Raw genomic sequence first — 21666 nt, 5'->3', positions numbered from 1 at the left:
CCCTCTGAGGGTTTTGCGTGTGTTTACGTAACTCTTCCGGCCGAGAACTCGTACCAGATCTACGACCATTCCGGTGACTGGATTCACTCGGGTAGGGTTTGTCTGTATGAATACGGGGAGTGACGAACCGGGCGAGGTCGCCGTGGCAGCGGACAAGGCGAGGGCGGACCGGCCGGAGGCCGGGCAGGGAGCCGAGCAGGGGCTCGGCTCACGGGCGCCGGAATTCATCAAGGCCCGCCGGTACCTGCATCTGAGCTGGCAGGTCGGGGTCTTCGTGGTCGGCCTCGCGGTGGTCGCCGCGGGCATCGTCATGCTGCCGTTGCCCGGGCCCGGCTGGGTGGTGATCTTCGGCGGCATGGCGATCTGGGCGACCGAGTTCGTCTGGGCCCAGCTCGTGCTCCGCTGGACCAAACGCAAGGTCACCGAGGCGGCCCAACGGGCTCTCGACCCCAGGGTGCGCCGCCGCAACATCACCCTGACCGCGATCGGGCTGGTGATCATCGGCGTGCTCGTCGGGATCTACCTGTGGAAGTTCGGCGTCGTCATGCCCTGGAAGATCAAGGACCAGTGAGGCCGGCGCGGGGCCGGGCGGTGTCCGCCGCCCCGCCTCTGGTCGGAGGCACCCCCTGACATGGGGTAATGTTCTTCCTGCGCCCGGGCGATTAGCTCAGTGGGAGAGCGCTTCGTTCACACCGAAGAGGTCACTGGTTCGAACCCAGTATCGCCCACCCGGACCGACGGCCCACCTGCGACAAGCAGGTGGGCCGTCGGCGTATGCGCACCCCTCCGGCAGCGGAGGGTGAGCGGCTGTCGGTGATCGTCCGGGTGTCGCGACGGCACGCTCCACGTAACCGGCCAGCCCCCGGCCACCGCCCGGCCGACAACCCTGGCGGCACTCCTGGCGACAGCCCTGCCGAAAACCCTCGTCTCCGCCGGCGGCCCGGAGAGACACCCGGACGCGTCCCCATCACCCGGACGCCTCCCCCCGTCGCCCGAGCGCATCTCCCCCTCGGCCGGGCGTGTGCGTCCCCATCACCCGGACCCTCGATCCCGCGTTCGACCCGTCGTACGCGCTCCCTCCCACCTGCGGCGATCGACGGCGGCAGCTCCGCCGCCCCCGGGGCCGGCGAGAAAATCCTGCCCGAATCATTGACGCACCCGGGGTCCTTCCGCACCTTGTGCCAGCAAGCGCTTACTTGAAACGATTCACTTCCGGTCACTGTGGGAACCAGCAATCCTGGTAGGCGGACGATCCTGAAGGCGGCCGGAGCCTCGGCGGCCACGCTCGGGCTCGCCGCGACGACCGGAGCGGAAGCGGGAGCGGTTCGGGGGGCGGGCCGATGACGATCCGTGACGCCTTGTGGGGTGCCGGGAGCGGGCCAAGAAGATCAACCAGGCCATCGCGAGGAGAAGCGCCCGAAGATCAAGGTCAAGACCGACTTCCAGGCGTATCAATCGTTCTGGGAGAAGAAGTTCCAGACGCAGGCCGCCGGCGGGAATCCGCCGGACGTTTTCCAAAACGCCGTCACTTTCCTTCGGAAGTACGACAAGCGAGGAATTCTGCTCGACCTCACGCCTCAGGTGCGGGCCGGAAATCTGAGCCTGGATCACTTCCGCGCGGGCGTCACGAAGGTCGGCGAGGTCGACGGCGAGCAGGTCGGAATTCCCGTCGGCTCCAACACCATGGCGCTCGTCACCGACAAGAAGGCCTTCTGTAAGGCGGGCGTCGAACCGCGGCCCGGCTGGACCTGGGACGAGTACGTCAAGGCCCTGAAGACCGTCCACGACAAGATCAAGATCGCGGGGGCACCGGCTTCTTCGCGATCATGTACCTGTACGACCTCTACCTGAGGCAGAAGGCAAGGCGTTCTTCACCGAGGACGGACTCGGCTTCGACAAAGCCGATCTGACGGAGTGGTGGACCGACGGCCACCACCGGATCATTCACCGTCCGCTATGCGGCGGAGGGCCACAGCGAGTACGGCCTCGCCCCCAAACTCACCGGCCAGTACCTCGCCTCCCTGATGTGTCCACCAACGACACCGCCCTCTACGGGCTCGCCGCCATCGAGAACCCGGCCCTGCTCGGCGACAGGATGCCGGCCTGACCCGGAACCGGGGGAGCGCCGTCGCACGGGCGGCGGCGCTCGCACCCCGAGTGTGCCCCGGCTCGCGGCCCGGGGCATGAGTACCCGTACTCAGATACACGCGCCCTGCCGGGGCACACTCGGTCCATGGACCGCAACCACTACCGCTTCCGCAGCCTGTGGTCCCTGCCCGCCCCGCCGGCCGCCGTCTACGCGGTACTGGAGCGGGCCGAGGACTACCCCCGGTGGTGGCCGCAGGTGCGGACGGTGACCCGGCTGGACGACTCCACCGGCATCCTCACCGTTCGGTCCCTGCTGCCGTACACGCTCACGTCCACCGTCCGGCAGACCCGCCGGGACCCGGCCGCCGGCATCCTGGAGGTCACGCTCCGAGGTGACCTCGACGGCTGGGCCCGCTGGACGGTCACCGCCGGCGGCCCCGGCACACTCGCCCGGTACGACCAGGAGGTCCGCGTACGCAAGCCGCTGCTCAGGCTGCTCGCCGTACCGGGACGGCCCCTCTTCCGCCTCAACCACCGCCTGATGATGCGGGCCGGGCGGCGCGGACTGCTGCGCCGCCTGGAAGCGGTTTGAAGGAACGGCGCCCGGACCTGTATTGTTCAGTGCGTTCCCGGGCGATTAGCTCAGTGGGAGAGCGCTTCGTTCACACCGAAGAGGTCACTGGTTCGAACCCAGTATCGCCCACGTTCGGGAGAGCGACGTGTGTCCGCCGAAAACGCGGACCACGTCGCTCTTTTCGTTTCCCGCGCGCCCACGCCACGGGCCATCCGGGCCCCGCCCCCGTCCTCGGTGATGCCGCGGCCGGGTGGCGCGAGGCTCACGCCGCCGCCGGCAGCTCCGGCCTGAGCGGCCACTCCGTACTGACGACCTCCTCCGAGCCGCTGCGCGCGAACCAGGCCTGGAGCCCCCGTGCCTGTGCCGCGTGCCAGTTCGCCTGCAGCGTGTGCAGCTCGGCGGGGGACAACCGCTCCAGCCGGGTGGCGAAGCGGCGGCCCAGCGCCCGTACGACATCCAGCGCGGCCAGCGCGTCCTCCGCCGCGTCGTGCGCGCCCTGCAAGGCCACGCCGTAGTGCGCGCACAGATCGGTCAGCGTGCGACGGCCCTTGCGGTACCGGTCCAGATGCTTGTCCAGGACCCGCGGGTCCAGCACCCTGAGCGGCGCCGACTCGAACCAGCGGTCCAGCGAGGACGCCCGGTGCCGGCGCAACTCCCGGTCCAGCAGCGTCAGATCGAACGGCGCGTTCATCACCACCAGGGGGCGGCCCAGCGTCGCGTGCTCCGCCAGCTGCTCCGCTATCTCGTACATCACCGGAGCGGGCCAGCGCCCGTTGTGCTGGAGGTGCTCCTCCGTCAGTCCGTGCACCGCCGTCGCCGCCTCCGGCACCGGAATCCCCGGGTTCACCAGCCAGCGGATCACCCGGGGGCGGGTCCCCGGCGCATCCTGGACCACGACGGCGGCCGACACGATCCGGTCGGTCTCGACGTCCACGCCCGTCGTCTCCGTGTCGAAGGCCGCCAGCGGCCCCTCGTACCAGGTCGTCATCTGCACCCAACTCCTCTTTCACCCATGGCAGGTGACGTGCCGTCTTCTGCCTGTTTGGTGATACCCGGGCCGTTTGCGCCGTACGCCGGGAGGAGACAACAGGAGTACGGGTCTTTGCAGTTCAGCGGCCCGCAGCGGGGAAAATCCTGGTTCGGAAGGCTGTTGGTCATGGCCATTGCGCAGCCCGAGCGGGGCGGGCTGCTGCCCGATCGCCCGGGCACCCTTCGCGGCACGCTCGCCACCACCGCCTGCATGGAGACACTGCAGGTCGGCTATCTGCACGCGGTCGCCGCCGCGGCCGGCTGCTCGCTGTCCCAGCCCTTCCCGGACAACGGCATCGACTGGCACGTCAGCCACAGCGCGCCCGGACACACCGTCGACGACGAAGTCACCATCAAGGTCCAGCTGAAGGCCACCTACCAGGTCGCGCCCGACCCTCCGGGGCGCTCCTTCGCCTTCACCCTCGACAACGAGCACCTGCGCAAACTCGCCCGCACCCCCGTCTCGGTGCACAAGATCCTCGTCGTCATGCTCGTGCCGCGCTCGCAGGACGACTGGCTGCGCGCCGGCCACGACCGGCTCGACCTCAGGCACTGCTGTTACTGGGTCAACCTCGCCGGCCACGCCGTCACCGGCCGGCACCGGACCACCGTGCGGATACCGACCTCGCGCATCTTCGACGACCGGGCCCTCTGCGAGATCATGACGCGGGTCGGGACGGGAGGCAGGCCATGAGAAACCGTCCCCACGACGAGCCGGCACGGCAGGTCCGGCCGCACCCCGACGACCTGCCCTGGAACCGGCCCCCGCAGCCCGCCGACGTCGACCCCGCCGTGCTCGGCGCCCTGCTGCACCGGCACGGCTGGCAGCGGCGCGGCGGCGCGCCCGGCCGCTACGGCCGCTGGTCCCCGCCCGGGCCGGGCGGCGGCGGAACCAGCCTGCTCGTCCCCGAGAGCCGCGCGTTCCCCGACAGCGACGACCTGCTCGGCGAGGCACTGGACGCCCTCGCCCGCAGCCACAGCCCCTCCGCGCGCGAGGTGCTGATCTCCCTCGCCGTGCCCAGCGACGAGATCCGCTGGTGGCGCGACACCCCGGACGGACCCGCCGGCGCCGCCCCCTGGGCCGCCGACGACCGCCTGCGCGGCGCCGCCCGGCAGATGCTGCTCGCCGCCGCGCTCGCCACCCGCGCGCGTGCCGGCTACCACGGCGCCCGCCACCGCCGCCCCGCCGCCGCCCTGCTGGAGAACGTCCTCCTCGGCCCCGCCGCCGGGAGCCGCACCCTCACCGCCTTCGTGCCCGTCCCCGCCGCCCGCCCCCTCGCCGTCCGCCTCCACCAGGCCCTGCACGCCGCCCGCGAGGCCATCGACTACCGGCGGGCCACCGGCGGCATGGACGCCTTCGACGGCGCCGTCGCGGCCGGCGTCAGCCGTGAGCTGACCGAGGCGCTCGGCGCGCTCGTCCGGGGCACCGAGGGGGCCCGTGTCGCCGTCGCCTGGGCCCCCGGCGCCGGTGTCCCCGAAGGTTGTGCCTCCTCCGCCGAACCCGTCGAGTTCTCGCCCGGCGACCTGCCCGTGCTGCGCGAGGCCGCCGCCCGCTACCTGCGCGAGGAACCCTCCGTCCCGGTCCGCGTCACCGGCGCCGTCGTCCGCATGCGCCGCTCCGGCCCCGCCGGCGAGGGCACCGTACGCCTGCGCGTCCTCGCCGGCGCCGAGGTCCCGCACCTCCGCGTCACCCTGGACGAGGAGGACTACCGCATCGCCGGTCACGCCCACCTCGTCGGCCTCCCCGTCCGGGTGCACGGCCGGCTGGAGCGCCGGGGCGGCTTCCGCCGGCTCACCGGCGCCTCCGGAGTCGTGCCCGTGCAGGTGGACGACGCCGAGCGGGACCGGCTGATGAAGTCCCTCCAGGAGAACCTCGACTTCTTCGAGGAGGCCTGCGGGGACGGCGACCCGGGAGCGTACGGGGACGAGGACCGAGGGTGACCGTTTCGCGGTCGGTGCCGTCGGGTCGGTACGATCGCCTGTGCGCGCGCTCCTGGTATGGCGCCGCACCCCACCTTCAGTCAGGAGAGACCGGTGTCAGACGTCCGTGTGATCATCCAACGCGATTCCGAGCGGGAAGAACGCGTGGTGACGACGGGCACTACGGCCGCCGACCTCTTCGCGGGCGAGCGCTCGATCATCGCCGCGCGCGTGGGCGGCGAGCTGAAGGACCTCGCGTACGCACTGTCCGACGGCGACGAGGTCGAGGGTGTCGAGATCGCGTCCGAGGACGGCCTGAACATCCTGCGCCACTCCACCGCGCACGTCATGGCGCAGGCCGTGCAGGAGCTGTTCCCCGAGGCCAAGCTGGGCATCGGCCCGCCCGTCAAGGACGGCTTCTACTACGACTTCGACGTCGAGAAGCCGTTCACGCCCGAGGATCTCAAGGCCATCGAGAAGAAGATGCAGGAGATCCAGAAGCGCGGGCAGAAGTTCGCCCGTCGCGTGGTGACCGACGAGGCCGCCCGCGAGGAGCTGGCGAACGAGCCGTACAAGCTGGAGCTGATCGGCATCAAGGGCTCCGCCTCCCACGACGACGGCGCGGACGTCGAGGTCGGTGCCGGCGAGCTGACGATCTACGACAACCTGGACGCCAAGACCGGCGAGCTGTGCTGGAAGGACCTCTGCCGCGGTCCCCACCTGCCCTCGACCCGGCTCATCCCGGCGTTCAAGCTGATGCGCAACGCCGCCGCCTACTGGCGCGGCAGCGAGAAGAACCCGATGCTCCAGCGCATCTACGGCACCGCCTGGCCGTCCAAGGACGAGCTGAAGGCGTACCTGGACTTCCTCGCCGAGGCCGAGAAGCGCGACCACCGCAAGCTCGGCAGCGAGCTGGACCTCTTCTCGATCCCCGAGCAGATCGGCTCCGGCCTCGCCGTCTTCCACCCCAAGGGCGGCATCGTCCGCCGCGTGATGGAGGACTACTCGCGCCGCCGCCACGAGGAAGAGGGCTACGAGTTCGTCTACACCCCGCACGCCACGAAGGGGAAGCTCTTCGAGACGTCCGGGCACCTGGACTGGTACGCCGAGGGCATGTACCCCCCCATGCAGCTCGACGAGGGCGTGGACTACTACCTCAAGCCCATGAACTGCCCGATGCACAACCTGATCTTCGACGCGCGCGGCCGGTCGTACCGTGAACTGCCCCTGCGCCTTTTCGAGTTCGGGACCGTGTACCGGTACGAGAAGTCGGGCGTCGTGCACGGTCTGACCCGGGCCCGCGGCTTCACCCAGGACGACGCGCACATCTACTGCACCCGTGAGCAGATGTCCGACGAACTGGACCGGACGCTCACCTTCGTCCTCGGCCTGCTGCGGGACTACGGCCTGACCGACTTCTACCTGGAGCTGTCCACCAAGGACCCGGAGAAGTTCGTCGGCTCCGACGAGGTCTGGGAGGAGGCGACCGAGACGCTGCGCCAGGTCGCCGAGAAGCAGGGGCTGCCCCTCGTTCCCGACCCGGGCGGCGCCGCCTTCTACGGCCCGAAGATCTCCGTCCAGGCCAAGGACGCGATCGGCCGGACCTGGCAGATGTCGACGATCCAGCTCGACTTCAACCTGCCGGAGCGCTTCAACCTGGAGTACACCGGCCCGGACGGCTCCAAGCAGCGCCCGGTCATGATCCACCGCGCGCTGTTCGGCTCCATCGAGCGGTTCTTCGCCGTCCTCCTGGAGCACTACGCGGGCGCCTTCCCGGCGTGGCTGGCCCCGGTCCAGGCGATCGGCATCCCGATCGGGGACGCGCACGTGGAGTACCTGGAGAAGTTCGCGGCCGCGGCCAAGAAGAAGGGCCTGCGCGTCGAGGTGGACTCCTCCTCGGACCGCATGCAGAAGAAGATCAGGAACGCGCAGAAGCAGAAGGTGCCGTTCATGGTCATCGCCGGCGACGAGGACATGTCGAACGGCTCGGTGTCCTTCCGCTACCGCGACGGCTCGCAGGAGAACGGCATCCCGTTCGACGCGGCCATCGCGAAGATCGCGCAGGTCGTGGAGGAGCGGACCCAGGTCTGAGCCGCACGAGCCCGAAGGGCCCCCGGGAATCAGCTTCCCGGGGGCCCTTCCTCGTCCACGCCCCGGGCGAACCGCTGCACCAGCAGGGAGGAGAACGAGCCGGTGATCGCGCCGAGCAGGGCGAGACCGCAGGCCATCAGCCCCACCGCGACGACCCGGCCCCGGGCTGTCACCGGGACCACGTCGCCGTAGCCGACCGTCGACAGCGTCGAGCAGGTCCACCAGACCGAGTCGCCGAACGTCCGGATCGTGGCATGGGGCGCGGCACGCTCCGCCTGGTACACCGCGAGGGCACCGGCGAAGCCCAGCAGCGCCGTGGACACGCTGGCGTAGAACATCACGCGCGCGTGCAGCGTGAGGCGGACGCCGCCGCGCCGCCGCTGGACCACGTCGTACAGCCGCACGATGCGCACCGGCCACAGCAACGGCAGCAGCATGACCAGCGTGTCCAGCCAGTGGCTGGTCACGAAGCCGAGCCCCCGGCCGCTCAGCCGCCAATGCACCGCGTAGTCGACGATGAACACCGTCCAGGCGGCCCCGATGACCGCACGCAGGACGTCGTCCAGGGCCGAAGGCACGCCCTGCGCCAGCACATGCGCCGCGTAGCCGCCGAGATAGACCAGCGACGCGATGCCGAGCGGCAGCGCGGCACGCCCCTCCCAGCGGTTCCAGCGCTGCATACGGATGTCGTCGTCCACCGGCCAAGCTTGGCCGGAGGATACCGGGAGACCGCCCCGGCGACACGCCGGGAACCGGCGAAGCCATATGCTGCCTAGCATGACGAGTGAGCCGGAGCAGCAGATCGGAGTGGGGACTCAGGACGCCTTCCAGCGCCTGTGGACGCCTCACCGGATGGCCTACATCCAGGGCGAGAACAAGCCGACCGGCCCCGGGGCCGAAGACGGCTGCCCCTTCTGCTCGATCCCGGCCAAGTCGGACGAGGACGGGCTGATCGTCCGGCGCGGTGAGCACGTCTACGCCGTCCTCAATCTGTACCCGTACAACGGCGGCCACCTGATGACCGTGCCGTACCGGCACGTGGCGGACTACACCGACCTGACGGGGCCGGAGACGGCCGAGCTGGCGGAGCTGACCAAGCAGGCGATGACGGCCCTGCGGACCGCGTCCGGCGCGCACGGCTTCAACATCGGCATGAACCAGGGCGGGGTCGCGGGCGCCGGCATCGCCGCGCACCTGCACCAGCACATCGTGCCGCGCTGGGGCGGCGACACGAACTTCATGCCGGTCGTGGGACACACCAGGGTGCTGCCGCAGCTGCTGGCCGACACCAGGAAGATGCTGGCGGACGCCTGGCCGGCATCGGCGTGAGCGGCCCGGCCGGGGGCGGTGGCCCCCGGCGACCGCGACGGTCCCCGCATCCGGACCGTCCGGGACTCACGCGTCGTAGAGGTCGGCCTTCCGCGGTGTCGGGTCCTGGACGTTGCCGCTGAGGAACGCCGAGCGGGCACCGAACTTCTCCGTGGCCACGCCGTTCTCCTCCAGGACCTTGATCGCTGCCGAGTGCACCACGCGCAGCACCGGCGTGGCCGCGCGCAGCGCGTCGTCGGCCATGAAGCGGTGCCGCCACGGCTGGTCGGCCCAGGCGTGCCGCAGACCGAACGGCTCCGGCAGGCCGAGCGAGCCGCCCAGCCAGTTCAGCAGCGGCGGGTACCAGGTCAGCGGGGCGCGCACGGCGAGTCGTACCACCTCGTCGGTGGGGACGAGCGGTAGCTTGACCGTGCGGGTCTCCCAGGGCTTCAGGGACTTGGAGACCTCCTTGGTCGGCGCCTCCGGCTTGCCGGTGAACAGCGAGTTCACGGGTCCCAGCGCGTGTCCCGTGACCTCGATGCGCAGGGTCTCGTGCAGCACGGTGACCGTGATCAGCATGGTGATGACCAGCTGGCCGTCCCACAGGGTCCACTGCACGCCCAGGTAGTGCCGGTCGCCGCTGCCGAACTGCTGCTTGTTGCAGATCTCCTGTATGGCGTGCGGCTTGACCTGGAAGGCCTCGACGTCGGTGCCCTCCGGCCGGGACACCGCCGTGGCCTTCTCGCCGATCGGGGTGACGATCCAGTGCCGTACCGACGGCTTGGGGAAGCCACCGGTGTTGAGCGGGCCGCGCTCCAGGAGGGCCAGCTGGTCGTGGATGGCGCGTATGACGTCCCAGCTGCGGAAGGGGTGGATCTCCCGGCCGGCGTCCGCGGGCACCAGGTCCTCGGCGAGCTGCCAGGCGCCCCAGCGGGTGCCCATGCCGAGTATGCCCTTGGGGCCGGCGTAGAAGACGGAGTTGGACTGCTGCTCGGCGGTGAGCCGGGCCAGCGACTGGCGCAGCTCCTCGGCGGCGGTCTGGCCGGGACCGCGCGGCACGGCTTCCGGGACCTTGGCGCCGACGCTGGTGCCGGAGAGCAGGCCGTCCCAGCGGGCCCGCAGGTCCCTGGCGGTGCGCTCGCAGACCTGCTTGGCCCAGAACCAGCCGAGCACGGGGACCACGACCGCCGCGCGGGCGTACCACGCCCAGAAGCCGGTGAACGGCATCTTGATCAGGAACAGCGCGGCGAGCACGCCGACGCCCAGGAGCAGCGCGGTGGCCAGTGTCCCGGCCCGCTTGTCGTCGCGCTTGGCGACGAAGGTGCGCAGCTGGAAGACGAGCAGCCAGACGAGCATCCCGGGCAGGAACAGCAGACCGCAGACGACCGTGATGGCGGTCAGGTGGTTGTCGCGCTCCCGGCGGATGTTGTTGGCGGCCAGGGCGTGCTCCACCACGAACTGCGGTTCGGAGCCGAAGGACTGGATGAGCGGCTTGCGGCCGGGGGCGAGCAGCCGGTCGACGAGGGCCCGCGAGAACGCCTCGCCGAGATTGGGCCGCAACAGCTTGATCCGGCCGGCCTTGACGGTCGACTGGTGCCATTCGTTGTCGGCCTTCTTGATGTCCTCGAGCGGGCTGTCCCGGTACGCCGCGGAGGCCAGTGCGGAGGTCGCCGCCTGCCCCTCGTCGCCCGAGACGGGTACCTGGGGCCCGTCCCACTCCGTTCCAAACGACATTCCCGCCCCCATCGCCGCCGGTGCCGTTCCTGCGGCCTTCCCGACTTCCCTGCTCCGCACACCTGTTGGACCCGTCGTCGTGCGGATACCGGACGAGCGCCGGACGGTCGCGGCACGACGTGATCAGGTGATCAGCGTATCCGCCGCCACCGACAACGCGTGGGCGGACGGCCGAAGCCGCCCGCCCGTGCGCCGGCGTACTACCCCTCGTCGCCGCCCTGTTCGCGGATCCGCTCGGCGATCTGCGGCGGCATCGGCTCGTGCCGGGCGTAGCGCCGGTCGAAGCGGGCCGTGCCGTGGGACAGCGAGCGCAGGTCGACGGCGTACCGGCCGATCTCGAACTCGGGCACGTCGGCGCGGATCAACGTCCGTCCGGTGCCGACCTGTTCGGTGCCGAGCAGCCGGCCCCGGCGGCTGGAGAGGTCGCTCATCACGGCGCCCACGTAGTCGTCGCCGACGAGTACGGTCACCTCGGCCACCGGCTCCAGCAGATGGATCTTCGTGTCCGCCGCGGCCTCGCGCAGGGCGAGCGCGCCCGCCGTCTGGAAGGCGGCGTCGGAGGAGTCCACCGAGTGCGCCTTGCCGTCCAGCAGCGTGATCCGCACGTCCACCAGGGGATAGCCGGCGGCGACCCCCTTCGCGGCCTGGGCCCGTACGCCCTTCTCCACGGACGGGATGAACTGCCGGGGCACCGCGCCGCCGACCACCTTGTCCACGAACTCGATGCCCGAGCCGCCCGGCAGCGGCTCCACCTCGATCTCGCAGATGGCGTACTGGCCGTGGCCGCCGGACTGCTTGACGTGCCGGCCGCGTCCGGTCGCCCGGTGCGCGAACGTCTCCCGGAGGGAGACCTTGTGCGGGACGACGTCGACCTGGACGCCGTAACGGCTGCGCAGCCGTTCCAGGGCGACGTCGGCGTGCGCCTCGCCCAGGCACCACAGGACCACCTGGTGGGTGTCCTGGTTCTGCTCCAGGCGCATCGTCGGGTCCTCGGCGACCAGCCGGGCCAGGCCCTGCGAGAGCTTGTCCTCGTCCGCCTTGCTGTGCGCGTGGATGGCGAGCGGCAGCAGCGGGTCGGGCATCTGCCAGGGCTCCATCAGGAGCGGGTCGTCCTTGGCGGACAGCGTGTCGCCGGTCTCGGCACGGCTCAGCTTGGCCACGGAGACCAGGTCGCCGGCGACGGCGTGGGTCACCGGCCGCTGCTGCTTGCCGAAGGGCATGGACAGGGCGCCGATCTTCTCGTCGACGTCGTGGTCCTCGTGCCCGCGGTCGGCGAGGCCGTGCCCGGAGACGTGCACCGTCCGGTCCGGGCGGAGAGTGCCGGAGAAGACACGGACCAGGGAGATCCGGCCGACGTAGGGGTCGGAGGAGGTCTTGACGACCTCGGCGACCAGCGGGCCGTCCGTGTCGCACGGCTTCAGCTCGCGCCGCTTGCCGTCGATCGTGGTGACCCCGGGCAGCGGGTGCTCGAACGGGGTGGGGAAGCCGCCGGTGACCAGCTCCAGCAGCTCCACCGTGCCGAGTCCCTGCCGGGCGCCCTCGGCGGCGGGGGCGGCGGCCAGCACGGGGAAGAACGAACCGCGCGCCACGGCCCGCTCCAGATCCTCGACGAGCGTCCCGACGTCGACCGGCTCCCCGCCCAGGTAGCGGTCCATGAGGGTCTCGTCCTCGCTCTCGGCGATGATCCCCTCGATGAGCCGGTTGCGGGCCGCCTCGATGTCCGGCAGCTGGTCCTCGCCGGGCTCGGACTCCTTGCGCTCCCCGGTCGAGTAGTCGAACAGCTTCTGCGACAGCAGCCCGATCAGGCCGGTCACGGGGGCGTGCCCGTCGGGGCCCTCGGGCCCGCGCAGCGGCAGGTAGAGGGGCAGGACGGCGTCGGGGTCGTCGCCGCCGAAGGCCTCCGCGCAGATCCGGGTCATCTCCTCGAAGTCGGCGCGCGCGGCCTCCAGGTGCGTGATCACGATCGCGCGGGGCATGCCGACGGCCGCGCACTCCTCCCACACCATCCGGGTCGAGCCGTCCACACCGTCCGAGGCCGAGACGACGAAGAGGGCCGCGTCCGCGGCCCGCAGACCGGCCCTCAGCTCACCGACGAAGTCGGCGTACCCGGGGGTGTCCAGGAGGTTGATCTTGATGCCGCCCCACTCGACCGGCGCCAGGGAGAGCTGTACGGAGCGCTGCTGCCGGTGCTCGATGTCGTCGTAGTCGGAGACGGTGCCGCCGTCCTCGACACGGCCCGCCCGGTTCACCGCCCCCGCGGTCAGCGCCAGGGCCTCCACGAGGGTGGTCTTTCCCGAGCCGGAGTGGCCGACCAGCACCACGTTCCGTACGGACGCGGGTCGGTCGGCCGTCAGAGCCCTGCCGGCGGCCCCAGGGTGGTGTGTCTGTGCCTTGTCGCCCATGATCCTGCCTCCCGTGCACGGTGAGGTCACTGTGGGCGCGGACACGCGCAAGCCGCGTGCTGCGGCGGCTCCGGCGACGCCCGCGGTTATTCGAGCTTTCCACTCCCGTCATGCCGCGTCCATACGAAGGACCACGAACGGTACGGAGGGGGCACCGTTCGCCTCTCGCGCCCCGCGGGTGCCGTGGCCCCGGCCGGTTCCCGGCGCGGCTGCGGGTGCCCGCCCGTCACGCACCCGCGCGCGTGGCTACGATGGGCCAGCCGGCGGCCATCAGGGCCGCGGCGTCACCGACCGTCGGGAAGGCCATGCTGAACAAGTACGCGCGTGCATTTTTCACGCGTGTCCTCACACCGTTCGCCGCGTTTCTCATCCGCCGGGGCGTGAGCCCCGACACGGTCACGCTCATCGGCACGGCCGGTGTGGTCGCGGGCGCGCTGGTCTTCTACCCCAGGGGTGAGTTCTTCTGGGGCACGGTCGTGATCACCCTGTTCGTCTTCTCCGACCTGGTCGACGGCAACATGGCCCGCCAGCTGGGGCGCTCCAGCCGCTGGGGCGCCTTCCTGGACTCCACCCTGGACCGTGTCGCCGACGGCGCGATCTTCGGCGGCTTCGCCCTGTGGTACGCCGGGAACGGCGACGACAACGTGCTGTGCGCCGTCTCGATCTTCTGCCTGGCCAGCGGCCAGGTGGTGTCGTACACCAAGGCGCGCGGCGAGTCGATCGGGCTGCCGGTCGCCGTCAACGGGCTCGTCGAGCGTGCCGAGCGACTGGTGATCTCGCTGGTCGCGGCCGGTTTCGCGGGTCTGCACAAGTTCGGTGTGCCGGGCATCCAGTGGCTGCTGCCGATCGCGCTGTGGATCGTCGCCGCGGGCAGCCTCGTCACGCTGATCCAGCGGGTCGTCACCGTCCGCCGCGAGTCCGCGGAGGCCGAGGCGGCAGCGGACCGGGAGAACTCGGCCCAGGGGACCGAGGCGGCGCAGTGAGCGCGGCGGAGCGGCTGACCGACGGGCTGTACGGCCTCGGCTGGAGCACGGTCAAGAAGCTTCCCGAGCCCGTCGCCGCGCGCCTCGGCCGGACCATCGCCGACTTCGTCTGGAAGCGGCGCGGCAAGGGCGTCCTGCGGCTGGAGGCCAACTACGCGCGCGTGGTGCCCGGCGCCACTCCGGAACGGCTCGCCGAGCTGTCCCGCGCGGGCATGCGCTCGTACCTGCGCTACTGGATGGAGTCCTTCCGGCTCCCGGCCTGGAGCGCCGAGCGCGTGAGGACCGGCTTCGACCCCAAGGACATCCACCATCTGACCGACGGGCTCGCCTCCGGCCGGGGCGTGATCCTCGCCCTGCCCCACCTGGCCAACTGGGACCTGGCCGGCGCCTGGGTCACCACCGAGCTGCAGACGCCGTTCACGACGGTCGCCGAGCGCCTGAAGCCCGAGACGCTCTACGACCGGTTCGTCGCCTATCGGGAGGGCCTCGGCATGGAGGTGCTGCCGCACAGCGGCGGCTCCGCCTTCGGCACCCTGGCCCGCAGACTGCGCGACGGCGGTCTGGTCTGCCTGGTCGCCGACCGCGACCTGTCCGCCTCCGGGGTCGAGGTCGACTTCTTCGGGGAGACGGCCCGCATGCCGGCCGGTCCCGCCCTGCTCGCCCAGCAGACCGGTGCCCTGCTGCTGCCCGTCACCCTCTGGTACGACGAGTCGCCGGTCCTCCAGGGGCAGGTGCATCCGCCGGTGCAGGTACCCGAGTCGGGTACCCGGGCGGAGAAGACATCGGTCATGACCCAGGCCCTGGCCGACGCCTTCGCCGGCGGGATCGCCGAGCACCCGGAGGACTGGCACATGCTCCAGCGGCTGTGGCTCGCCGACCTCGACCCCGCGAAGGGACCCTCGTGAGAATCGGGATCGTCTGCCCGTACTCCTGGGACGTGCCCGGCGGCGTCCAGTTCCACATCCGCGACCTCGCCGAGTACTTCGTCCGGCTCGGCCACGAGGTCTCCGTCCTCGCCCCGGCCGACGACGACACCCCGCTGCCGCCGTACGTCGTCTCGGCGGGCCGCGCCGTCCCGGTGCCGTACAACGGCTCGGTCGCCCGGCTGAACTTCGGCTTCCTGTCGGCCGCGCGGGTACGCCGCTGGCTGCACGAGGGCGCCTTCGACGTGGTGCACATCCACGAGCCGACCTCGCCCTCGCTGGGCCTGCTGACCTGCTGGGCGGCGCAGGGCCCCATCGTCGCGACCTTCCACACGTCCAACCCGCGTTCGCGCGCGATGATCGCCGCCTACGCGATCCTGCAGGCCGCCCTGGAGAAGATCAGCGCGCGGATCGCGGTCAGCGAGTACGCCCGCCGCACCCTGGTCGAGCACCTCGGCGGGGACGCGGTGGTCATCCCCAACGGCGTCGACGTGGACTTCTTCGCCGAGGCCGAGCCCAAGACCGAGTGGCAGGGCGAGACCATCGGTTTCATGGGCCGCATCGACGAGCCCCGCAAGGGCCTGCCCGTCCTGATGAAGGCACTGCCGAAGATACTGGCGGCCCGCCCGCAGGCCCGCCTGCTGGTCGCGGGCCGGGGCGACGAGGAGGCGGCCGTGGAGGACCTGCCGAAGGAGCTGCGCTCGCGCGTGGAGTTCCTCGGCATGATCAGCGACGAGGACAAGGCGCGCTTCCTGCGCAGCGTCGACCTGTACGTCGCGCCCAACACCGGCGGCGAGAGCTTCGGCATCATCCTGGTCGAGGCGATGTCGGCGGGCGCGCCGGTGCTCGCCTCCGACCTGGACGCCTTCGTGCAGGTCCTCGACCAGGGCGCGGCCGGTGAGGTGTTCGCCAACGAGGACGCCGACGCGCTGGCCGAGGCGGCCGTACGGCTGCTGGAGGACCCGGTACGCCGGGCCGAGCTGCGCGCACGCGGCAGCGCCCACGTCCGGCGGTTCGACTGGTCGACGGTCGGCGCGGACATCCTGTCGGTCTACGAGACGGTGACGGCCGGCGCGGCGGCGGTCGGCGCGGACGAACGGACGACGGGCCTGCGGGCCCGCTTCGGGCTGGCCCGGGACTGACGACGGGTCCGCGGGCCCGCTTCGGGCCGGCCCCGGACTGACGACGGGGGCCCGCCGGAGCAGCCGATAGCCTTCGGCCGTGACCGCAACCCTCATCTGGATCCTCGTCGCACTCCTCGCCGTCGGCGTGTACCTGAGCTGGACCGCCGGGCGGCTGGACCGGCTGCATGTGCGGATGGACGCCGCCCGGGCCGCGCTCGACGCCCAGCTGCTGCGGCGGGCCTCCGTGGCGCAGGAGCTGGCGACCTCGGGCGTACTGGACCCGGCCGCCTCGATCGTGCTGTACGAGGCCGCGCACGCGGCCCGGCAGGCCGAGGAGGAGCAGCGGGAGGTCGCCGAGAGCGAGCTGAGCCAGGCGCTGCGCGCGGTCTTCGCGGACCCGGCGCAGGTGGAGGCCGTACGCGAGGCCCCGGGCGGGGAGGCGGCGGCCCGTGAGCTGGCCGAGGCCGTCCGCAGGGTGCCGATGGCCCGCCGCTTCCACAACGACGCCGTGGGGGCCGCGCGCCGGCTGCGCGAGCACCGCAAGGTCCGCTGGTTCCGGCTGGCCGGCCACGCGCCCTTCCCGCTGGCCGTCGAGATGGACGACGAGCCGCCCGCCGCCCTGGTCGAGAGGGTCTCCTGAACCGCAGGCGCACCGGGGAGGGCCAAAAGGATCCACCGACTTGCCATTGGCCCTTGCTGTGGCCTGGTCCATTCACGTTTCCTCATCGGAGCAGAAACCCTCTTTCCCTTCAGTGAGGTCACCCGTGTCCACCATCGAGAACCAGGCTCCCGAGACCGGCACCGCCCGCGTGAAGCGCGGCATGGCCGAGCAGCTCAAGGGCGGCGTGATCATGGACGTCGTCACGCCGGAGCAGGCGAAGATCGCCGAGGACGCGGGCGCCGTCGCCGTCATGGCCCTGGAGCGGGTCCCGGCCGACATCCGCAAGGACGGCGGCGTGGCCCGCATGTCCGACCCGGACATGATCGAGGGCATCATCGACGCCGTCTCGATCCCGGTCATGGCCAAGTCCCGCATCGGCCACTTCGTCGAGGCCCAGGTGCTGCAGTCCCTCGGCGTCGACTACATCGACGAGTCCGAGGTCCTCACCCCGGCCGACGAGGTCAACCACTCCGACAAGTGGTCCTTCACCACCCCCTTCGTGTGTGGTGCCACCAACCTGGGCGAGGCCCTGCGCCGCATCGCCGAGGGCGCCGCGATGATCCGCTCCAAGGGCGAGGCCGGCACCGGCAACGTGGTCGAGGCCGTCCGCCACCTGCGCCAGATCAAGAACGAGATCGCCCGCCTGCGCGGCTTCGACAACCACGAGCTGTACGCCGCCGCCAAGGAGCTGCGCGCCCCGTACGAGCTGGTCAAGGAAGTCGCCGAGCTGGGCAAGCTCCCGGTCGTGCTGTTCTCCGCCGGTGGTGTGGCCACCCCGGCCGACGCCGCCCTGATGCGGCAGCTCGGCGCCGAGGGCGTCTTCGTCGGCTCCGGCATCTTCAAGTCCGGCGACCCGGCCAAGCGTGCCGCCGCCATCGTGAAGGCCACCACCTTCTACGACGACCCCAAGATCATCGCGGACGCGTCCCGCAACCTCGGCGAGGCCATGGTCGGCATCAACTGCGACACCCTCCCCGAGACCGAGCGCTACGCGAACCGCGGCTGGTAACCACCCGGGTACTGACTCCATGAACACTCCTGTCATAGGCGTCCTGGCTCTCCAGGGCGACGTACGGGAGCACCTCATCGCCCTGGCCGCGGCGGACGCCGTGGCCAGGCCGGTGCGGCGCCCCGAGGAACTCGCCGAGGTCGACGGCCTGGTGCTGCCCGGCGGCGAGTCCACCACCATCTCCAAGCTGGCCGTCCTGTTCGGCGTGATGGAGCCCCTCCGCGCGCGTGTCCGCGCGGGCATGCCCGTCTACGGCACCTGCGCGGGCCTGATCATGCTCGCCGACAAGATCCTCGACCCGCGCTCGGGTCAGGAGACCATCGGCGGCATCGACATGATCGTGCGCCGCAACGCCTTCGGACGGCAGAACGAGTCCTTCGAGGCCGCGGTCGACGTGAAGGGCGTCACGGGCGATCCTGTGGAGGGCGTTTTCATCCGCGCCCCGTGGGTGGAGTCCGTGGGCGCCGGGGCCGAGGTGCTCGCCGAGCACGAGGGCCACATCGTCGCGGTCCGCCAGGGCAACGCGCTCGCCACGTCGTTCCATCCGGAGCTGACCGGCGACCACCGAGTGCACTCCTTGTTCGTCGACATGGTGCGCGCCAACCGGACACCGGAGTCCTTGTAGGATCTCTGGAGTTCGTTGCAGAGATGGGTTACGCGAAGGAGACAGGCAGATGTCCGGCCACTCTAAATGGGCTACGACGAAGCACAAGAAGGCCGTGATCGACGCCAAGCGCGGCAAGCTCTTCGCGAAGCTGATCAAGAACATCGAGGTCGCGGCGCGGATGGGCGGCGTGGACCTCGACGGTAACCCGACGCTGTACGACGCCGTCCAGAAGGCCAAGAAGCAGTCGGTCCCGAACAAGAACATCGACTCGGCGATCAAGCGCGGCGGCGGCCTGGAGGCCGGCGGCGCGGACTACGAGACGATCATGTACGAGGGCTACGGCCCCAACGGTGTCGCGGTGCTCATCGAGTGCCTCACCGACAACCGCAACCGCGCCGCCTCCGACGTGCGCGTCGCCATGACCCGCAACGGCGGCAACATGGCGGACCCGGGCTCGGTGTCGTACATGTTCAGCCGCAAGGGCGTCGTCATCGTCCCCAAGGGCGAGCTGTCCGAGGACGACGTCCTCGGCGCCGTCCTGGACGCCGGTGCCGAGGAGGTCAACGACCTCGGCGAGACCTTCGAGGTCATCAGCGAGGCCACCGACCTGGTCGCGGTCCGCACCGCGCTCCAGGAGGCCGGCATCGACTACGACTCCGCCGACTCCAGCTTCGTCCCGTCCGTCCAGGTCGAACTGGACGAGGAGGGCGCGAAGAAGATCTTCAAGCTGATCGACGCGCTGGAGGACAGCGACGACGTGCAGAACGTCTTCGCCAACTTCGACGTGAGCGACGAGATCATGGAGAGGGTGGACGCGTAGCGCACGCGACCTGCTCCACGGGCCGACGGGACACACCCCGTCGGCCCGTCGCTTTGTAGGGCGTTGTCAGTGGCACCCGATAGCCTGCACGAACAGGCGATCGGCAGGTGATCGGCACGTGCTCGGAGGGAGGGGCCCGGTGCGGGTACTGGGGGTGGACCCGGGGCTGACGCGGTGCGGTGTCGGCGTCGTCGAGGGGGTCGCGGGCCGCCCGCTGACCATGGTCGGCGTCGGGGTCGTACGGACGCCCGCGGACGCCGAGCTCAGCCACCGCCTGCTCGCCGTGGAGCAGGGCATCGAGCAGTGGCTCGACGAGCACCGGCCCGAGTGCGTCGCCGTGGAGCGCGTTTTCAGCCAGCACAACGTGCGGACGGTCATGGGCACCGCCCAGGCCAGCGCCGTCGCCATGCTGTGCGCCGCCCGGCGCGGCATCCCCGTCGCCCTGCACACCCCCAGCGAGGTCAAGGCCGCCGTCACCGGCAGCGGGCGCGCCGACAAGGCGCAGGTCGGGGCCATGGTCACCCGGCTGCTCCGGCTCTCCGCACCGCCCAGGCCCGCCGACGCCGCGGACGCCCTCGCGCTCGCCATCTGCCACATCTGGCGGGCCCCCGCCCAGAACCGACTCCAGCAGGCCGTCGCCCGGCATGCAGTCCACGCAACGAAAGGCCGAACGGCATGATCGCCTTCGTCAGCGGCCCGGTCGCCGCACTCGCCCCCGACGCCGCGGTCGTCGAGGTCGGCGGCGTCGGGATGGCCGTCCAGTGCACGCCGAACACGCTGTCCACGCTCCGCGTGGGCCAGCCCGCCAAGCTGCACACCTCCCTGGTCGTCCGCGAGGACTCCCTCACTCTGTACGGCTTCGCGGACGACGACGAGCGCCAGGTCTTCGTCCTGCTGCAGACCGCGAGCGGCGTCGGCCCCCGCCTCGCGCAGGCCATGCTCGCCGTGCACACCCCGGACGCGCTGCGCCGCGCGGTCGCCACCGGCGACGAGAAGGCCCTCACCGCCGTCCCCGGCATCGGGAAGAAGGGCGCCCAGAAGCTGCTGCTGGAACTGAAGGACCGGCTCGGCGAGCCCGTCGGCGCCCCCGCCGTCGGCACGCCCGTCAGCCAGGGCTGGCGCGACCAGCTGCACGCGGCCCTGATCGGCCTCGGCTACGCCACCCGCGAGGCCGACGAGGCGGTCACCGCCGTGGCGCCCGAGGCCGAGGCCGCCGGCGGCACCCCCCAGGTGGGCCGGCTGCTCAAGGCCGCCCTGCAGACCCTCAACCGCGCCCGCTGACCTGCGCCACCCCGCTAGGAGACCTTCGTGAACTGGGACGACACGGCCGACACCCCCGCTTCCGAGCGGCTCGTCGGTGCGTCCGCCGACCGGGAGGACCAGGCCGTCGAGGCCGCCCTGCGCCCCAAGGACCTCGACGAGTTCATCGGCCAGCAGAAGGTCCGCGAACAGCTCGACCTGGTGCTGCGCGCCGCACGCGCGCGCGGCGCCACCGCCGACCACGTCCTGCTCTCCGGCGCCCCCGGTCTCGGCAAGACCACCCTGTCGATGATCATCGCGGCCGAGATGGGCGCCCCCATCCGCATCACCTCGGGCCCCGCCATCCAGCACGCCGGCGACCTCGCCGCGATCCTCTCCTCCCTCCAGGAGGGCGAGGTGCTCTTCCTGGACGAGATCCACCGCATGTCCCGGCCCGCCGAGGAGATGCTGTACATGGCGATGGAGGACTTCCGCGTCGACGTCATCGTCGGCAAGGGCCCCGGAGCCACCGCGATCCCGCTGGAGCTTCCCCCCTTCACCCTGGTCGGCGCCACCACGCGCGCGGGCCTGCTGCCGCCCCCGCTGCGCGACCGCTTCGGCTTCACCGCGCACATGGAGTTCTACGAACCGCACGAGCTGGAGCGTGTCGTCCACCGCTCGGCCCACCTGCTGGACGTCGAGATCGAGCCGGACGGCGCCGCCGAGATCGCCGGCCGGTCCCGCGGCACGCCCCGTATCGCCAACCGCCTGCTGCGCCGCGTCCGGGACTACGCGCAGGTCAAGGCGGACGGGCTGATCACCCGTGAGATCGCCGCCGCCGCCCTCGCCGTCTACGAGGTCGACGAGCGTGGTCTCGACCGGCTCGACCGGGCGGTCCTGGAGGCCCTGCTGAAGCTGTTCGGCGGCGGACCGGTCGGCCTGTCCACCCTCGCCGTCGCGGTGGGGGAGGAGCGGGAGACCGTGGAGGAGGTCGCCGAACCGTTCCTGGTCCGCGAGGGACTGCTCGCCCGCACCCCGCGCGGCCGGGTCGCGACGCCGGCGGCATGGGGCCACCTGGGCCTGACACCTCCCGGGGCGTCGGCGGCCGGAAGCGGACAACAGGACCTGTTCGGGACGTGACACCTCGATGACGG

The 21666-nt window shown here is 71.4% G+C and carries 20 protein-coding genes, 2 tRNA genes and 1 pseudogene; 19 read left to right on the top strand and 4 right to left on the bottom strand.

All coding sequences use genetic code 11. From position 1 onward, the window contains the following. Positions 1-106 precede the first annotated feature (106 nt). The 5 genes and pseudogenes from ACZ7KF_RS13030 (at position 107) to ACZ7KF_RS13010 (ending at position 2791) form a co-directional block, all read left to right on the top strand. Positions 107-571: a TIGR02611 family protein gene (locus tag ACZ7KF_RS13030; RefSeq protein WP_471072675.1), complete on the top strand. Its 465-nt coding sequence runs from the start codon at positions 107-109 to the stop codon at positions 569-571. Positions 572-656: 85 nt separating this feature from the next. Continuing rightward, positions 657-728: transfer RNA gene (locus tag ACZ7KF_RS13025), tRNA-Val, on the top strand. A 493-nt stretch (positions 729-1221) separates the two neighbouring features. Next, a pseudogene (locus ACZ7KF_RS13020) lies at positions 1222-2027 on the top strand (ABC transporter substrate-binding protein); the annotation flags it as partial. Between the two features lie 206 nt (positions 2028-2233). After that, the gene (locus ACZ7KF_RS13015; protein WP_471072672.1) at positions 2234-2680 is read left to right on the top strand and encodes an SRPBCC family protein; all 447 of its coding nucleotides are present in this window, start codon (positions 2234-2236) and stop codon (positions 2678-2680) included. A 39-nt stretch (positions 2681-2719) separates the two neighbouring features. Next, positions 2720-2791, top strand: a tRNA-Val gene (locus ACZ7KF_RS13010). Between the two features lie 133 nt (positions 2792-2924). On the opposite strand, the gene ACZ7KF_RS13005 is transcribed toward ACZ7KF_RS13010, so the two are convergent. Next, the gene (locus ACZ7KF_RS13005; protein WP_471072669.1) at positions 2925-3650 is read right to left on the bottom strand and encodes an exonuclease domain-containing protein; all 726 of its coding nucleotides are present in this window, start codon (positions 3648-3650) and stop codon (positions 2925-2927) included. Between the two features lie 168 nt (positions 3651-3818). Here ACZ7KF_RS13005 and ACZ7KF_RS13000 point away from each other — a divergent pair, with 168 nt between their 5' ends. The 3 genes from ACZ7KF_RS13000 (at position 3819) to thrS (ending at position 7702) form a co-directional block, all read left to right on the top strand. Then, positions 3819-4385, top strand: coding sequence for a DUF4365 domain-containing protein (locus ACZ7KF_RS13000; protein ID WP_471072666.1), 567 nt, complete (start codon positions 3819-3821; stop codon positions 4383-4385). Next, positions 4382-5632, top strand: coding sequence for a hypothetical protein (locus ACZ7KF_RS12995; protein ID WP_471072663.1), 1251 nt, complete (start codon positions 4382-4384; stop codon positions 5630-5632). The genes ACZ7KF_RS13000 and ACZ7KF_RS12995 overlap by 4 nt, the downstream gene beginning before the upstream one ends. Before the next feature lie 93 nt (positions 5633-5725). After that, positions 5726-7702: a threonine--tRNA ligase gene (gene thrS, locus ACZ7KF_RS12990; protein ID WP_471072661.1), complete on the top strand. Its 1977-nt coding sequence runs from the start codon at positions 5726-5728 to the stop codon at positions 7700-7702. 29 nt (positions 7703-7731) lie between these two features. Here thrS and ACZ7KF_RS12985 read toward each other — a convergent pair whose 3' ends face one another. Continuing rightward, positions 7732-8400 carry a potassium channel family protein gene (locus tag ACZ7KF_RS12985; protein ID WP_471072658.1) on the bottom strand — a complete coding sequence of 223 codons (669 nt, stop codon included), beginning with the start codon at positions 8398-8400 and terminating at the stop codon, positions 7732-7734. 67 nt (positions 8401-8467) lie between these two features. Between ACZ7KF_RS12985 and ACZ7KF_RS12980 the strand changes: the two genes are divergently transcribed. Next, the gene (locus ACZ7KF_RS12980) at positions 8468-9031 is read left to right on the top strand and encodes an HIT family protein (protein WP_471072655.1); all 564 of its coding nucleotides are present in this window, start codon (positions 8468-8470) and stop codon (positions 9029-9031) included. A gap of 66 nt (positions 9032-9097) precedes the next feature. Here the strand turns inward: ACZ7KF_RS12980 and ACZ7KF_RS12975 are convergent, their stop codons facing one another. Together ACZ7KF_RS12975 and ACZ7KF_RS12970 are read right to left on the bottom strand one after the other, a co-directional pair. Continuing rightward, complete coding sequence (locus tag ACZ7KF_RS12975) at positions 9098-10744, bottom strand: hypothetical protein (protein ID WP_471072652.1); 1647 nt, start codon at positions 10742-10744, stop codon at positions 9098-9100. A 200-nt stretch (positions 10745-10944) separates the two neighbouring features. Then, positions 10945-13146 (bottom strand): elongation factor G-like protein EF-G2, encoded by a 2202-nt coding sequence (locus ACZ7KF_RS12970; protein ID WP_471072649.1) that lies wholly within the window; start codon positions 13144-13146, stop codon positions 10945-10947. A gap of 251 nt (positions 13147-13397) precedes the next feature. On the opposite strand from ACZ7KF_RS12970, the gene pgsA reads away from it, so the two are divergent. The 10 genes from pgsA (at position 13398) to ruvB (ending at position 21652) form a co-directional block, all read left to right on the top strand. Beyond that, positions 13398-14129, top strand: coding sequence for a phosphatidylinositol phosphate synthase (pgsA, locus tag ACZ7KF_RS12965; protein ID WP_471072646.1), 732 nt, complete (start codon positions 13398-13400; stop codon positions 14127-14129). After that, on the top strand, positions 14126-15034 hold the full coding sequence (locus ACZ7KF_RS12960; RefSeq protein WP_471072643.1) for a phosphatidylinositol mannoside acyltransferase: 909 nt from the start codon (positions 14126-14128) through the stop codon (positions 15032-15034). Before pgsA ends, ACZ7KF_RS12960 begins: the two co-directional genes overlap by 4 nt. Further along, positions 15031-16194 carry a glycosyltransferase family 4 protein gene (locus tag ACZ7KF_RS12955; RefSeq protein WP_471072640.1) on the top strand — a complete coding sequence of 388 codons (1164 nt, stop codon included), beginning with the start codon at positions 15031-15033 and terminating at the stop codon, positions 16192-16194. Before ACZ7KF_RS12960 ends, ACZ7KF_RS12955 begins: the two co-directional genes overlap by 4 nt. Positions 16195-16273: 79 nt before the next feature. Then, the gene (locus tag ACZ7KF_RS12950; protein WP_471072637.1) at positions 16274-16816 is read left to right on the top strand and encodes a LemA family protein; all 543 of its coding nucleotides are present in this window, start codon (positions 16274-16276) and stop codon (positions 16814-16816) included. A gap of 124 nt (positions 16817-16940) precedes the next feature. Further along, complete coding sequence (gene pdxS, locus ACZ7KF_RS12945; protein WP_225821966.1) at positions 16941-17846, top strand: pyridoxal 5'-phosphate synthase lyase subunit PdxS; 906 nt, start codon at positions 16941-16943, stop codon at positions 17844-17846. 19 nt (positions 17847-17865) lie between these two features. Next, complete coding sequence (pdxT, locus tag ACZ7KF_RS12940) at positions 17866-18471, top strand: pyridoxal 5'-phosphate synthase glutaminase subunit PdxT (protein WP_471072634.1); 606 nt, start codon at positions 17866-17868, stop codon at positions 18469-18471. Between the two features lie 49 nt (positions 18472-18520). Beyond that, positions 18521-19273 carry a YebC/PmpR family DNA-binding transcriptional regulator gene (locus ACZ7KF_RS12935; RefSeq protein ID WP_471072632.1) on the top strand — a complete coding sequence of 251 codons (753 nt, stop codon included), beginning with the start codon at positions 18521-18523 and terminating at the stop codon, positions 19271-19273. A gap of 139 nt (positions 19274-19412) precedes the next feature. Beyond that, a complete protein-coding gene (gene ruvC, locus ACZ7KF_RS12930; RefSeq protein WP_471072629.1) occupies positions 19413-19952 on the top strand; it encodes a crossover junction endodeoxyribonuclease RuvC in 540 nt (179 codons plus the stop codon). Next, on the top strand, positions 19949-20554 hold the full coding sequence (gene ruvA / locus ACZ7KF_RS12925) for a Holliday junction branch migration protein RuvA (protein ID WP_471072625.1): 606 nt from the start codon (positions 19949-19951) through the stop codon (positions 20552-20554). The genes ruvC and ruvA overlap by 4 nt, the downstream gene beginning before the upstream one ends. Before the next feature lie 27 nt (positions 20555-20581). After that, a complete protein-coding gene (gene ruvB / locus ACZ7KF_RS12920) occupies positions 20582-21652 on the top strand; it encodes a Holliday junction branch migration DNA helicase RuvB (protein ID WP_471072622.1) in 1071 nt (356 codons plus the stop codon). The last annotated feature ends 14 nt before the right edge of the window (positions 21653-21666 follow it).

Source organism: Streptomyces sp. NPDC038200, from assembly GCF_055600785.1.
The sequence above is the reverse complement of the archived record's forward strand: the minus strand, read 5'-3'. Positions and strand labels throughout refer to the sequence as shown.

Excerpts from the sequence above, each read along its gene's own strand:
- ACZ7KF_RS12980 (WP_471072655.1), top strand. The coding sequence starts at position 8,468 with ATGCTGCCTAGCATGACGAGTGAGCCGGAGCAGCAGATCGGAGTGGGG.
- ACZ7KF_RS13000 (WP_471072666.1), top strand. The coding sequence starts at position 3,819 with ATGGCCATTGCGCAGCCCGAGCGGGGCGGGCTGCTGCCCGATCGCCCG.
- pgsA (WP_471072646.1), top strand. The coding sequence starts at position 13,398 with ATGGGCCAGCCGGCGGCCATCAGGGCCGCGGCGTCACCGACCGTCGGG.
- ACZ7KF_RS12970 (WP_471072649.1), bottom strand. The coding sequence starts at position 13,146 with ATGGGCGACAAGGCACAGACACACCACCCTGGGGCCGCCGGCAGGGCT.
- ACZ7KF_RS12975 (WP_471072652.1), bottom strand. The coding sequence starts at position 10,744 with ATGTCGTTTGGAACGGAGTGGGACGGGCCCCAGGTACCCGTCTCGGGC.
- pdxT (WP_471072634.1), top strand. The coding sequence starts at position 17,866 with ATGAACACTCCTGTCATAGGCGTCCTGGCTCTCCAGGGCGACGTACGG.
- ACZ7KF_RS13005 (WP_471072669.1), bottom strand. The coding sequence starts at position 3,650 with ATGACGACCTGGTACGAGGGGCCGCTGGCGGCCTTCGACACGGAGACG.
- ACZ7KF_RS13015 (WP_471072672.1), top strand. The coding sequence starts at position 2,234 with ATGGACCGCAACCACTACCGCTTCCGCAGCCTGTGGTCCCTGCCCGCC.
- ACZ7KF_RS12935 (WP_471072632.1), top strand. The coding sequence starts at position 18,521 with ATGTCCGGCCACTCTAAATGGGCTACGACGAAGCACAAGAAGGCCGTG.
- ACZ7KF_RS12995 (WP_471072663.1), top strand. The coding sequence starts at position 4,382 with ATGAGAAACCGTCCCCACGACGAGCCGGCACGGCAGGTCCGGCCGCAC.
- ACZ7KF_RS13030 (WP_471072675.1), top strand. The coding sequence starts at position 107 with ATGAATACGGGGAGTGACGAACCGGGCGAGGTCGCCGTGGCAGCGGAC.
- ruvA (WP_471072625.1), top strand. The coding sequence starts at position 19,949 with ATGATCGCCTTCGTCAGCGGCCCGGTCGCCGCACTCGCCCCCGACGCC.